10 protein-coding genes are annotated in these 13,394 nt (G+C 59.6%); 3 read left to right on the top strand and 7 right to left on the bottom strand.

Going from position 1 to position 13,394, the window contains the following annotated elements:
- Nucleotides 1–38: 38 nt before the first annotated feature.
- The 5 genes from C8K63_RS25780 to C8K63_RS25760 form a co-directional block, all read right to left on the bottom strand.
- Nucleotides 39–479, bottom strand: coding sequence for a hypothetical protein (locus C8K63_RS25780; protein WP_256594993.1), 441 nt, complete (start codon nt 477–479; stop codon nt 39–41).
- Between the two features lie 63 nt (nt 480–542).
- Entirely contained in the window at nt 543–899 is a 357-nt protein-coding gene (locus C8K63_RS25775; protein WP_108219245.1) for a hypothetical protein, read from the bottom strand.
- A gap of 40 nt (nt 900–939) precedes the next feature.
- Nucleotides 940–2,034: a polymorphic toxin type 44 domain-containing protein gene (locus tag C8K63_RS30645; RefSeq protein WP_223529565.1), complete on the bottom strand. Its 1,095-nt coding sequence runs from the start codon at nt 2,032–2,034 to the stop codon at nt 940–942.
- A gap of 128 nt (nt 2,035–2,162) precedes the next feature.
- On the bottom strand, nt 2,163–2,648 hold the full coding sequence (locus C8K63_RS25765; protein WP_108219244.1) for a hypothetical protein: 486 nt from the start codon (nt 2,646–2,648) through the stop codon (nt 2,163–2,165).
- 216 nt (nt 2,649–2,864) lie between these two features.
- Nucleotides 2,865–4,313, bottom strand: coding sequence for a glyceraldehyde-3-phosphate dehydrogenase (locus C8K63_RS25760; RefSeq protein ID WP_108219243.1), 1,449 nt, complete (start codon nt 4,311–4,313; stop codon nt 2,865–2,867).
- Between the two features lie 379 nt (nt 4,314–4,692).
- Here C8K63_RS25760 and mfd point away from each other — a divergent pair, with 379 nt between their 5' ends.
- The 3 genes from mfd to C8K63_RS25745 are packed head-to-tail and all read left to right on the top strand — an operon-like array spanning nt 4,693 to nt 11,436.
- Complete coding sequence (gene mfd / locus C8K63_RS25755; protein ID WP_108219242.1) at nt 4,693–8,142, top strand: transcription-repair coupling factor; 3,450 nt, start codon at nt 4,693–4,695, stop codon at nt 8,140–8,142.
- A 10-nt stretch (nt 8,143–8,152) separates the two neighbouring features.
- Nucleotides 8,153–8,731: a CsiV family protein gene (locus C8K63_RS25750; protein WP_108219241.1), complete on the top strand. Its 579-nt coding sequence runs from the start codon at nt 8,153–8,155 to the stop codon at nt 8,729–8,731.
- Between the two features lie 11 nt (nt 8,732–8,742).
- On the top strand, nt 8,743–11,436 hold the full coding sequence (locus tag C8K63_RS25745) for a DEAD/DEAH box helicase (protein ID WP_108219240.1): 2,694 nt from the start codon (nt 8,743–8,745) through the stop codon (nt 11,434–11,436).
- A gap of 140 nt (nt 11,437–11,576) precedes the next feature.
- Here the strand turns inward: C8K63_RS25745 and C8K63_RS25740 are convergent, their stop codons facing one another.
- Both C8K63_RS25740 and nagZ read right to left on the bottom strand, forming a co-directional pair.
- The gene (locus tag C8K63_RS25740) at nt 11,577–12,314 is read right to left on the bottom strand and encodes an S-methyl-5'-thioinosine phosphorylase (protein ID WP_108219239.1); all 738 of its coding nucleotides are present in this window, start codon (nt 12,312–12,314) and stop codon (nt 11,577–11,579) included.
- 12 nt (nt 12,315–12,326) lie between these two features.
- Nucleotides 12,327–13,337 carry a beta-N-acetylhexosaminidase gene (gene nagZ, locus C8K63_RS25735; RefSeq protein ID WP_108219238.1) on the bottom strand — a complete coding sequence of 337 codons (1,011 nt, stop codon included), beginning with the start codon at nt 13,335–13,337 and terminating at the stop codon, nt 12,327–12,329.
- Nucleotides 13,338–13,394 lie beyond the last annotated feature (57 nt).

The following is a 13,394-nucleotide window of genomic DNA, read 5'->3' as shown; positions in this document are numbered from 1 at the left end:
CAGAATCGCACTGCATGTCGCTTTGATCCCTTGGCTCTTCATGGGCTCGCTGTATCAGTGATGCATTGTTTTAGTCGATGCGAATCCGTACCGCTGCCTTCGCTGTGATCGATATCGCCGTTGGCATCGAGGTAGATGTGCGTATTGGACCATGTCGGCGTTATATTGACGCAGTGCCGGAGATCTTTATCGTTCCACCAAGAGATCTCCATGAAAAACTTCTCATCTGGAAACAAGAACCCATGGTCCCGTGTGCTGCTGCCGGGGGGGAGGTCTCCTTTGTAAATCCGGTGCTGCACATTCCAGATGAACCGCAGTTCGTCAACGCCATTCTTGGAGTAATGGACGGTTGCGGTAGGAAGCACAATAATTCGCCAGAGGACAATCAGCAAAAGCACCAGCAGGGGCAGCAATAGCGGTAGCAACGGAATCCATAGCCACCGAATGTAGCGCGACCGAGGTTTTTTAGGCGTGAACACGGACTTCATACCCCCCAAAGTCGCACTACAAATTGTGTAGTCGTTTTTATTCCTTTGCCTCTTTCATGGGCTAGCCGTGTCTGTTTTGCATTGTTTTAGTCGGTCCGAATCAGTGCCGCTGCCTTCGCTGAGATCAATATCACCATTGGCATCAAGATAGATATCCGTATTAGGCCACTTCGGAGTTATGTTGACGCAGTGGGCACGAACATTTTTGCTCCACCAGGAGATTTCCATAAAAAAATTATCATCCGGAAACAAAAAACCATTATCGACCGTACCTCCGCCGGGTTGCATCCCGCCTTTGTATATCCGGTGCTGGACATTCCAGATATACCTGAGTTCCTCCCTTCCATTTTCGGAGTAGTGAATGGTTACAGTCGGAAGTGCAATATCCCAGTAGCTAATGGCCAGATACACAAATGGAATCCACAACCACCTTCTATACCTCGGACCTGTTTTACGTACAGGTGTGGACACGGACTCCATCCCCCCAATTTTCGGGTGCGACTGCCAGCACTTCGGCCATGATAATTTTAGCTGTCACCCCACCACTTGAGTGTCGATTGGCGAGTTTCACACCAATACTTATCGCCACTCTATCTGCGATATCGTCAAATGCCCGCAGCCCATCAGATAGACTCGCCGTTAGATGCGGCCCGGGGTTCTTCTTACGGTCTTCTAACCACCTTTTTGTGTCCGAACCTATTTGTTCAACTCCCGCGCCATCTAACAATACGCTTTCTGAAAGCCCTCCTACGATGCCGACGTACCCATAATGGATATTCGACCAAATATCGTAGTAGTACTCGTACCTCCCTTGCTTGTGCCGAACGACACCGTCATACATCGCCTCCAGCTTCGGCTTGTGATCCCACTCCATATTCTGACCCACCTGCTTCGTCCAAATCGCCATCGCCTCAAGCTTCTTCGTCCATGCAATTCCGTTGAAATTTGGTGGTCCAGCCAGTCTGGCGTACCAGGGTAACGCCCGAAATTTCCTGGCTTGCGCGCTGCTGTCGTAGCTCATCAGCTCTTTCATTTTCAACACGGACGGATGCTTGATGTTCCTGTTCATCTCACCTGCGATGTAGCTGGCAAGCTCTTCCATCTGGTCTGGATGGTTACAGGCTTCGCTTCCACCAAGGTCGCCGGGTGGTGCAGAGATCTTATCTGCCAGCTTCAGATCAACCACCTGAGGCTTGGCCGTAAAGCTGTTTTCAGCCGGAGCCGCCGGTGAGCCTGCAGCCCTCGCGGCCGGCTGCACAGGGCTTGCGTTGCTTTGATACGTGGCCGTCATTACGGTGGGGATCAGCCGAGCTTTACAGGGGCAGTTGCTGTAACTGTCCAGCGTACCAGCCATGAGCTTTCCATGACTGATCATGTGCGAAATACCACCGACGATCCGATAGGTCTTCCCGTCTTTTCCACACGTGACTCGATCACCATCGCGGGCATGCGCGACGCCATACATCATGATCCGGGTGTCACCATCGAGAACTTTTCCACCGCAGGTGGTTCGGTCATTCAGACCGATGAAATGTCCTTCTTTCATTGAATTTCTTCTCCATTACTTCCGGCCGAGCCCAGAAGGTTTAAGGCCATGGGTTGCGACCGTCAGCTGCGTGAGCATTTAAGCAACGCAGCACTGAGACAGCTTTGGACAGCGCCAGACTTCGTCACTCAATCCGCGACCGATGGCAAAAAATCCTCGCCCATCGACACACCTTCACGCGCAATAAACACGTAGCCGCCTTGCGGTGTATTGATGATTTCGTCGCCATTGCTGAGCATGCTGCCGACCAGCGCCACATCATTGTTGCCTTGCCCTGCGCCGGTGATGATTTGCGCCGTACTGTCATCGGCATACAGGACGTAGTCGCCTGTTCGCGCTACGCGCACCGAGCGTCCATTTTCCAACTTGAACTCCAGCGGCCCTGTCCCTTGCTGGATCACCCCGCCGTTACGGGTGTGGCTGCCCTCGGTTGCGCACCGGAAGATGGCGATAGCAGGATGAGCGTCGATGTAAGCCTGCTGTTGACGCACAACCACTTGGGCGTGCTCATGGAATTGCGCAATTTGCTGCTCAGTGAAGTGTGGATTGTCCAGGCTGCGCAGATACTCTGGGGAAACATCGTTGGTATACAAAGGCTGCAAGGGTGCATTCATTTCAAAATCCTTATCCTAGGAAGGGTGTTCAGAAATAATGCGGCGGACGCTAACAGCGGCGCGACTCTCACGGCAGGGTCAAAAGAATGATTCAGAAATTTCGCCAAAAGAAACGATCCTTTTCCTACAGGATTGTTTCTAAAGCGTATTTATTGCGGAGCGCACAAACAAAAACGCCCCGACCAAAGTCGGGGCGCTTCATGTGCAGCTAAAGGCTTAGCGCGGGAATGCTGGCGGGTTTACACCGGCCATGTCTTCCATCACGCGAACCACCTGGCAGCTGTAACCGAACTCGTTGTCGTACCAGACGTACAGAACAACGCGGTTATCCTGGGTGATGGTCGCTTCCGCGTCCACTACGCCTGCGTGGCGCGAGCCAACGAAGTCGGTGGAAACCACTTCCTGGGAGCTCACGTAGTCGATCTGCTTGTGCAGATCCGAGTGCATGGCCATCTGGCGCAGGTACTCGTTGATCTCTTCGCGAGTGGTGGCCTTTTCCAGGTTCAGGTTCAGGATGGCCATCGACACGTTCGGCGTAGGCACGCGAATCGCGTTGCCGGTCAGCTTGCCCTTGAGCACTGGCAGCGCCTTGGCGGCTGCGGTGGCGGCACCGGTCTCGGTGATTACCATGTTCAGCGGCGCGGCGCGACCACGACGGCTGCCCTTGTGGAAGTTGTCGATCAGGTTCTGGTCGTTGGTGAACGAGTGAACGGTTTCGACGTGGCCGTTGATGATGCCGTACTTGTCGTTGACTGCCTTGAGCACCGGCACGATGGCGTTGGTGGTGCAGGAAGCCGCCGAGATGATCTTGTCGTCAGGGCTGATGTCGCCGTGGTTGATGCCGTGAACGATGTTCTTCAGCGCGCCCTTGCCAGGTGCGGTGAGGATCACGCGGGCAGCGCCCGGGCAGGCCAGGTGCTGGCCCAGGCCGTCAGCGTCACGCCATACACCGGTGTTGTCGACGATCAGAGCGTTTTCGATGCCGTACTGGGTGTAGTCGACTTCGGCCGGGCTCTTGGCGTAGATCACCTGGATCAGGTTGCCGTTGGCGGTGATGGTGTTGTTGGCTTCATCGATGGTGATGGTGCCATCGAACGGACCATGAACCGAGTCACGACGCAGCAGGCTGGCACGCTTGACCAGGTCGTTCTCGGCGCCCTTGCGGACCACGATGGCGCGCAGGCGCAGGCCGTCGCCACCACCGGTTTTCTCGATCAGGATGCGCGCCAGCAGACGGCCGATACGACCGAAGCCGTAGAGGACAACGTCGGTGCCTTTGCGGGCGGATGCGTTTTGCTGGCCAACCACGTCAGCCAGTTCTTCACGGACGAACTGCTCGGCGGTACGGCCATTGCCTTCGGCCTTGAATTTGGCTGCCAGCTTGCCCAGGTCCACCGAAGCGGCGCCGAGCTTGAGCTCGCTCATCGCCTTGATAAGCGGGAATGTTTCGTGGACGGACAGCTCGCTTTCGTCGGACTGACGGTGACGAGCAAAGCGGTGAGCTTTGAGAATCGCAATGACTGAACGATTGATCAGGCTGCGGCCATAGATCGAGCTCACCACGTTGTTATTGCGGTAGAGCTGACCGATAAGCGGAATCATCGCTTCTGCGAGTGCTTCACGGTCGATCCATTCACCAAGACACTGGTCGGGCTTCTGAGTCACGGGAACCTTCCACTATGTAGGGGCAGAAAAAAGGGGCTACATTATGCCGCCGAGTGACCGCCGTAGCAATGCGCGCCCGTCGTGCTTTTCGTAACAATTCATCGTTCAAAAAACTTACGCCTCGCGCCAGCCCAATAAAACCGGGGCTTTCAGCGCAGTCAATTTTTTGGAGGTCACGCCTCGTTGTCCGTAACCCTCCGTAACACTCGTTGTTTTTGCCACTACATATTCAGTAATTTCTGGCAAAAAACCGCCGAATTTTGTCTTTACCACTACATTTCACCAAACCCGTGCTTTAGACGCAGTCTGCAACTGACAGGCGGCATCGTAGACCGCTACAATTACCGACTTTGTCGCAACGCTTGGAGCTCAACCTTCCGTGCCCGTTCTGCGTCTACCGCTTCTCCCTGCCGCGGCAGGTAAACAGCACTGGGGCAACCTGCCCGGTGCCGCCCTGAGCCTGGCCATCGCCGAGGCCGCCAGCGCTGCCAAGCGCTTTACCCTGCTACTGACCGCCGACAGCCAAAGTGCCGAACGGCTGGAACAGGAGCTGGGCTTCTTCGCCCCGGATTTGCCGGTATTGCACTTTCCCGACTGGGAAACCCTGCCCTACGACCTGTTCTCGCCGCACCAGGACATCATTTCCCAGCGCATCGCCAGCCTGTACCGGCTGCCGGAACTGAGCCATGGCGTGCTGGTAGTGCCGATCACGACCGCCCTGCACCGCCTGGCACCGACCAAATTCCTGCTCGGCAGCAGCCTGGTGCTGGATATCGGCCAGAAGCTCGACGTCGAGCAAATGCGCACCCGCCTTGAAGCCACGGGCTATCGCTACGTCGATACCGTGTATGAACACGGCGAGTTCACCGTTCGCGGTTCGCTGATCGATCTGTTCCCGATGGGCAGCAAGCTGCCGTATCGCATCGATCTGTTCGACGACGAAATCGAAACCCTGCGCACCTTCGACCCGGAGAACCAGCGCTCCATCGACAAAGTCAATTCGGTCAAGCTGTTGCCGGCCAAGGAATTCCCGCTGCAGAAAGAAGCGGTCACCCGCTTCAAGGCGCGCTTCCGCGAGCGTTTTGACGTCGATTTCCGCCGCTGCCCGATTTTCCAGGACTTGAGCAGCGGGATTACCCCGGCCGGTATCGAGTACTACCTGCCGCTGTTCTTCGAAGAAACCTCGACGCTGTTCGATTACCTGCCCCAGGACACGCAAGTGTTTTCCCTGCCGGGCATCGAGCAAGCCGCGGAAAACTTCTGGAACGACGTGCGTAATCGCTATGAAGAGCGCCGCGTCGACCCGTCCCGTCCTTTATTACCGCCCGCCGAACTGTTCCTGCCGGTGGAAGACTGCTTCGCGCGCCTGAAGAACTGGCCGCGCGTGGTGGCCAGTCAACAGGATGTAGAAAGCGGTAGCGGTCGCGAGCGTTTCCCGGCTCGCGAGTTGCCCAACCTGGCGATCGAAGCCAAGGCCACCCAACCGTTGGCGGCACTGGCCGACTTCCTCGACCAGTTCCCCGGTCGCGTACTGTTTACCGCCGAATCCGCAGGCCGCCGCGAAGTGCTGCTGGAACTGCTGGAACGCCTGAAGCTGCGACCGAAGACCGTCGATAGCTGGCCAGACTTTGTCGCCGGCAAGGATCGCCTGGCGATCACCATCGCCCCGCTCGACGAAGGCTTGCTGCTGGACGACCCGGCCCTGGCCCTGGTTGCCGAAAGCCCGTTGTTCGGCCAGCGCGTGATGCAGCGCCGTCGCCGCGAAAAACGCACCGATGCCAACAACGATGCGGTGATCAAGAACCTCACCGAGCTGCGCGAAGGTGCGCCGGTGGTGCACATCGACCACGGTGTCGGTCGCTACCTGGGCCTGGCGACCCTGGAAATCGACAGCCAGACCGCCGAGTTCCTCGCCCTGGAATACGCCGAAGGCGCCAAGCTCTATGTGCCGGTGGCCAACCTGCACTTGATCGCCCGCTACACCGGCAGCGACGACGCCCTGGCCCCGCTGCACCGCCTCGGCTCCGAGACCTGGCAAAAAGCCAAGCGCAAAGCCGCCGAACAGGTGCGCGACGTGGCCGCCGAGTTGCTCGACATCTATGCCCGCCGCGCCGCCCGCGAAGGCTACGCCTTCGCCGATCCGAAAGCCGACTACGCCACCTTCAGCGCCGGTTTCCCGTTCGAAGAAACCCCGGACCAGCAAACCACCATCGAAGCGGTGCGCGAGGACATGCTCGCGCCCAAGCCTATGGATCGCCTGGTGTGCGGCGACGTTGGCTTCGGCAAGACCGAAGTGGCGATGCGCGCGGCGTTCATTGCAGTCCACGGTGGACGCCAGGTGGCGATCCTGGTGCCGACCACCCTGCTCGCCCAGCAGCATTACAACAGCTTCCGCGACCGCTTCGCCGACTGGCCGGTGACCGTGGAAGTGATGAGCCGCTTCAAGTCGGCCAAGGAAGTGAATGCGGCGGTCGCGGACCTGGCCGAAGGCAAGATCGACATCGTCATCGGCACGCACAAGCTGCTGCAGGACGACGTGAAGATCAAAAACCTTGGCCTTGTGATCATCGACGAAGAACACCGTTTCGGCGTACGCCAGAAAGAACAGCTCAAGGCGCTGCGCAGCGAAGTCGACATCCTGACCCTGACCGCCACGCCGATTCCGCGCACGCTGAACATGGCGGTGTCGGGCATGCGCGATCTGTCGATCATCGCCACGCCGCCGGCCCGCCGCCTGTCGGTACGCACCTTCGTCATGGAGCAGAACAAGAGCACGGTCAAAGAGGCCTTGCTGCGTGAGTTGCTGCGTGGCGGCCAGGTCTACTACCTGCACAACGACGTGAAGACCATCGAGAAATGCGCCGCCGACCTCGCCGAGCTGGTACCGGAAGCACGGATCGCTATCGGTCACGGGCAGATGCGCGAACGCGATCTCGAACAGGTGATGAGTGACTTCTATCACAAGCGCTTCAACGTGCTGATCGCCTCGACCATCATCGAGACCGGCATCGACGTACCGAGCGCCAACACCATCATCATCGAGCGTGCCGACAAGTTCGGCCTGGCACAGTTGCACCAGTTGCGCGGCCGGGTCGGACGCAGCCACCACCAGGCGTACGCCTACCTGCTGACGCCACCGCGCCAGCAAATCACCCCGGACGCGGAAAAGCGCCTGGAAGCGATCGCCAACACCCAGGACCTCGGCGCGGGCTTCGTGCTCGCCACCAACGACCTGGAAATCCGCGGCGCCGGCGAACTGCTCGGCGACGGCCAGAGCGGGCAGATCCAGGCGGTCGGCTTCACGCTGTACATGGAAATGCTCGAGCGCGCGGTGAAGTCGATCCGCAAGGGCGAGCAGCCAAACCTCGACCAACCGCTCGGCGGCGGTCCGGAGGTCAACCTGCGGGTTCCGGCGTTGATTCCCGAGGACTACCTGCCGGACGTTCACGCCCGCCTGATTCTCTACAAGCGCATCGCTTCGGCCACCGATGAGGAAGGCCTCAAGGATCTGCAAGTGGAGATGATCGACCGTTTCGGCCTGTTGCCGGAACCGACCAAGAACCTGATCCGCATCACTGCATTGAAATTGCAGGCCGAGCAACTGGGCATCAAGAAAGTCGATGGCGGCCCGCAAGGCGGTCGCGTCGAGTTCGCCGCGCAGACGCCGGTCGACCCGCTGACCCTGATCAAGCTGATCCAGGGCCAGCCAAAACGCTACAAATTCGAAGGCGCCACGATGTTCAAGTTCATGGTTCCGATGGAGCGCCCGGAAGAGCGCTTTAATACTGTAGAGGCGCTGTTCGAGCGCCTCGTTCCGAAAACTGCTTGAAGGACGCCGCATGCGCCTGTTTCGCTCACTGACCCTGCTGACCCTGCTCATTCCAGCGCTGGTCGCACCCACGGCATTTGCCGATGACCTGTATCAGGTCGAAATGATTCTGGTCCGTCAAAACGCCGTACCGGCGATTGTCAGCCGCGCCGCACCGGAAGACTGGGCCGCTGGCGCCCAACCGGTCAGCGCCGACAGCTTGCGTACGCCAAGCCTGAATGGCGAGGTGGAAAAACTCACCAGCAGCGCCGACTACACGGTGTTGCTGCACAAGGCCTGGCAACAGCCCCTCGGCGAAACTGCCAGCAAAGTGGCGATCAGCGACGGCAAGGAACAATATGGTCAGTTCCCGATCGAAGGCACGCTGAACATGACGCTGGGACGCTTTACCGACGTCGACGCCGATTTCTGGGTCAATCAGATCGATGCCAATGGCATGGTGACCGCCAGCGAGCGCCTGAAACAGGAAAGCCACACCAAGAACGGCCAGTTGAACTTCCTCGACAACGGCCACCTCGGCCTGCTGATCAAGATCACCTCGCTGACCGCCCCCGCACCTCGGCCAGTCCCCGATGAAATTCCGGACTGATTGAAGTCCTTATGTCCGCGACCCTGAGCAAACCCCTGGCACCCTCCTGGGTCAGCCGATTCAAGGAACAGAGCCTGGAGCGTGGCCGCCGCTACGCGCTGGAGAACCGTGTCAGGATCGTCGAGGCCGGCGACTCCACGATCATCGCCGTTTGCGAAGGCTCTGGCAGTAACGTTTACCGTCAGACCATTCGCCTGCGCGAGTCAGCCAAGGGCACGCTGCTGATGGTCGACGCCACCTGCTCGTGCCCGGTCCACAACAACTGCAAACATTGCGCAGCGGTGCTCCTGCAAGTGCAGGAAACCCTCGACTACCCCGCTGCCGCCAAAGACGCCGAACTTCTGGAAAAACTCCAGGCAGTCCTGGAAAACCGCAGCCCGAAAGCCCCGCCGCAAGTGCTGGTGGACAATGTGCAGCCCCTCCCGCGCCTGTGGCTGGCCAGCATCGAGTTCAGCGCGTTCGAACCGCGCAACGGTCGAATGCAGCGATACATCCAGCATCGGGCGGCGCTGTCTTTCAGTTACCTGGACGAGTACGTTTGCGGACAGAAAAACGCCGACATCCTGATTCGTCAGGAAAGCCAGACGCTGCGGATAAAACGCCACCCGGAAGTGGAACAGTCCTACCGGGAACAGCTGCGAATCCTTGGCTTCAAAGTCGCCACCCGGCAAAGCAAGGCCCTGCCGGAAAGTGCCGGCGAGCTGTTCGAGATGATCAATGACAGCGCCTGGCTGACCTTTACCCTCAATGAACTGCCGAAGTTGCGCACCCAGGGCTGGGAATTGCAGATCGACGAGGACTTCGGCTTCGACCTGACGGCGGTAGACGACTGGTACGCCACGGTCGAACAGGTACCGGAGCGCGACTGGTTCGATCTGGAACTGGGGATCATCGTCAACGGCGAACGCCTGAGCCTGTTGCCGATCCTGCTCAACCTGATGCGCTCCCACACCGAAATCCTCAACCCGGAACGCCTTGCCCGACGCCGCGACGACGAGCTGATCCTGGTCAACATCCCCAATCGCCCGAACTCCGAGCACGGCCCGCTGCAAGTCGCCCTGCCCTTCGGCCGCTTGAAGCCGGTGCTGGCCACCCTCGGCGAGTTCTACCTGCAGGAGCCCGGCGACACCACGCTGCGCCTGAGCAAGGCCGATGCCACGCGCCTGAACCCGCTGGAAGACATGCCACTACTGTGGGAGGGTGGCGAACAGATCCGCACCTTTGCCCAGCGCCTGCGCGACATCAAGGACCACACGGCCGCCGCCCCGGACGGCCTGAATGCGACGCTACGTCCGTATCAGCTCGAAGGCTTGAGCTGGATGCAGTCGCTGCGGCAGCTGGAAGTGGGTGGAATTCTCGCGGACGACATGGGCCTGGGCAAAACCCTGCAGACACTGGCGCACGTGCTGTGCGAGAAAAACGCCGGCCGCCTCGACCGGCCGTGCATGGTCGTGATGCCGACCAGCCTGATCCCCAACTGGCTCGACGAAGCGGCGCACTTTACGCCGCAGCTCAAGGTACTGGCACTGTACGGTGCCAGCCGCAAAAAGCACTTCGACAAGCTGGCCGACTACGATCTGATCCTGACCACCTATGCGCTGCTGCCCAAGGATGTCGAACGCCTGGCGGCGCAGCCCTTGCACATACTGGTGCTGGACGAAGCGCAATACATCAAGAACCCTGGCAGCAAGGCAGCCCACGCAGCCCGCGAACTGAACGCCCGGCAGCGCCTGTGCCTGAGCGGCACACCGCTGGAAAACCATCTCGGTGAACTCTGGTCGCTGTTTCACTTCCTCTTGCCCGGCTGGCTGGGCGACGTCAAAAGTTTCAACCGCGATTACCGCGTGCCGATTGAAAAACGCACCAGCGAGGTCAGGCTTGAGCACCTCAACGGTCGGATCAAACCTTTCCTGCTGCGCCGCACCAAGGAACAGGTGGCCACTGAGTTGCCGCCGAAAACCGAGATCATCCACTGGGTCGAACTCAACGAGGCCCAACGCGATGTGTACGAAACCATGCGCCTGGCCATGGACAGGAAAGTCCGCGACGAAATCACCCGCAAAGGCGTGGCCCGCAGCCAGATCATCATTCTCGAAGCCCTGCTCAAGCTGCGCCAGGTGTGCTGCGATTTGCGCCTGGTCAACGAGGCGACCCTGCCAACCCGTGGCAGCACGTCAGGCAAGCTCGACAGCCTGATGGAAATGCTCGAAGAACTGTTCGAGGAAGGTCGGCGGATCCTGCTGTTCTCGCAGTTCACCTCAATGCTGTCGCTGATCGAAGACGAACTGAACAAACGCGGCGTGGCCTACGCCCTGCTGACTGGCCAGACTCGCGACCGCCGCACGCCGGTGAAGGAATTCCAGAGCGGCAAGCGTCAGATATTTCTGATCAGCCTGAAGGCCGGTGGCGTTGGCCTGAACCTGACCGAAGCGGACACGGTGATTCATTACGATCCGTGGTGGAACCCGGCGACGGAAAACCAGGCGACTGACCGGGCGTATCGCATCGGTCAGGAGAAGCCGGTGTTCGTTTACAAAATGATTGCGCGCGGCACAGTGGAAGAAAAGATTCAGCACCTGCAGAAGGAAAAATCCGACCTCGCGGCCGGCGTGCTGGATGGGCGCAAGGCCGGGGACTGGAAACTGCAGAACGATGATATCGAGGCGCTGTTTGCGCCACTGCCGGAAAACCTCGAAAAGCGTTGATATCTGCGGCGCCTTTTAGATCGCCATCGCGAGCAGGCTCGCTCCCACAAGGTCCGCGCCATACACAAACTCTGTGTACACCGCTAAACCTGTGGGAGCGAGCCTGCTCGCGATAGGGTCAACTCGGTGCCGAGGCTAACTCAGCCCTTGAGCACCCGCGCCAGGGTCGATTTGACCTTGCCCATGCCGTCATGCAACGCCTGCTCGATCTCGGCCATGGTGATCACCGCCGTCGACTTGCCCGCCGCCGGATTCACCACCAGCGCCAGACAGGCGTAATCCAGTTCCAGTTCCCGGGCCAGGGCTGCTTCCGGCATACCGGTCATGCCGACGATGTCGCAGCCATCGCGCTCCAGCCGGGCGATTTCAGCCACTGTCTCCAGGCGCGGCCCCTGAGTGCACGCATACACGCCATGGCTGCTGTAGCCCACACCTTCGGCCGCCAATGCCGCGATCAGTTGCTGGCGCAACGGTTCGCTGTAGGGGTAGCTGAAGTCGATATGGGTGACGTGCTCCAGGTCATCGGCAAAGTAGGTGTGCTCACGACCGCTGGTGTAGTCGATCAACTGATGCGGCACGCAGAAATGCCCTGTGCCCATGGCCGAGTGAATTCCACCCACGGCATTGACTGCAAGAATGGCTTCGGCGCCAGCCTGCTTCAACGCCCAGAGGTTGGCGCGGTAGTTGACCTGATGCGGCGGAAACCGATGCGGATGACCGTGACGTGCGAGGAACAACACTTCCTTGCCGGCATACTCGCCGATCTGAACGTCAGCCGAAGGTGCACCATAAGGCGTGTCCACTGTCAGTGACTGGCGAATGCTCAGGCCTTCGAGTTGAGTCAGGCCTGTGCCACCGATAATCGCGTAAACCGTCATAACGAACAGTCCTTAATCAATCAATTGAGCTTCTTTGAGCGCGCCGACAGCGGCCAGCCAGCGCGGGTCCTGACGGTATTCAGAGTTGGCAAACGACTGGCCGCGCATCCGCGCAATGCGCTCGGAAGGCTTGACCTTCAAACGCTGGGCAGTGCTCAGGGCGAGCTCGGCAGCCGCACGGTCGTTGCACACCAGGCCCATGTCGCAACCGGCAGTCAGCGCAGCTTCAATACGACTGGCGGCATCGCCGACCACGTGAGCGCCTGCCATGGACAAGTCGTCACTGAAAATCACCCCGTCGAATTGCAACTCACCGCGCAGGATGTCCTGCAACCAGCGGCGGGAGAAACCGGCGGGCTGGGAATCGACTTGTGGATAAATAACGTGGGCCGGCATGACCGCGGCCAGTTGCTTGCTCAATTTGGCAAACGGCACCAGGTCGTTGGCGCGGATCTCGTCGAGGCTGCGTTCGTCGTTGGGAATCGCGACGTGGGAATCCGCTTCCGCCCAGCCGTGGCCGGGGAAGTGCTTGCCGGTGGCCGCCATGCCCGCACTGTTCATGCCACGGATGAATGCACCAGCGAGCAAGGCAGCGCGTTCGGGATCACCCTCGAACGAACGGGTACCCACCACCGCGCTGCGCTGGTAATCGAGGTCGAGCACCGGGGCGAAGCTCAGGTCCAGGCCAACGGCCAGCACTTCGGTCGCCATGATCCAGCCGCACTGCTCGGCCAGGTACTCGGCGTTCGGGTTGTCGGCGATGGCGCGCATGGCAGGCAAGCGCACGAAACCCTGGCGCAGGCGCTGCACACGACCGCCCTCCTGGTCCACAGCCAGCAACAAGTCGGGACGGACGGCGCGGATTGCCGCACTCAATTCACGCACCTGACGTGGGTGCTCGATGTTGCGGGCAAAGATGATCAGGCCGCCCACTTCGGGCTGGCGCAACAATTGGCGATCTTCAGCCGTCAGCCAGGTACCGGCGACGTCCACCATCAACGAGCCTTGCAAGCCAGCAGTCATAAGAATTCCTTGATAACAGAAAACCCGGCCCACACGAATTCGCCGCCAAGGGCATGG

It is taken from the genome of Pseudomonas sp. GV085, assembly GCF_003050925.1.
In the GTDB taxonomy this organism is placed as follows: Bacteria; Pseudomonadota; Gammaproteobacteria; order Pseudomonadales; family Pseudomonadaceae; genus Aquipseudomonas.
Note: the sequence above shows the minus strand (reverse complement) of the source record. Positions and strands in the feature narration are given on the sequence as shown.

Excerpts from the sequence above, each read along its gene's own strand:
- C8K63_RS25745 (WP_108219240.1), top strand. The coding sequence starts at position 8,743 with ATGTCCGCGACCCTGAGCAAACCCCTGGCACCCTCCTGGGTCAGCCGA.
- nagZ (WP_108219238.1), bottom strand. The coding sequence starts at position 13,337 with ATGACTGCTGGCTTGCAAGGCTCGTTGATGGTGGACGTCGCCGGTACC.
- C8K63_RS25765 (WP_108219244.1), bottom strand. The coding sequence starts at position 2,648 with ATGAATGCACCCTTGCAGCCTTTGTATACCAACGATGTTTCCCCAGAG.
- C8K63_RS25750 (WP_108219241.1), top strand. The coding sequence starts at position 8,153 with ATGCGCCTGTTTCGCTCACTGACCCTGCTGACCCTGCTCATTCCAGCG.
- C8K63_RS25740 (WP_108219239.1), bottom strand. The coding sequence starts at position 12,314 with ATGACGGTTTACGCGATTATCGGTGGCACAGGCCTGACTCAACTCGAA.
- C8K63_RS30645 (WP_223529565.1), bottom strand. The coding sequence starts at position 2,034 with ATGAAAGAAGGACATTTCATCGGTCTGAATGACCGAACCACCTGCGGT.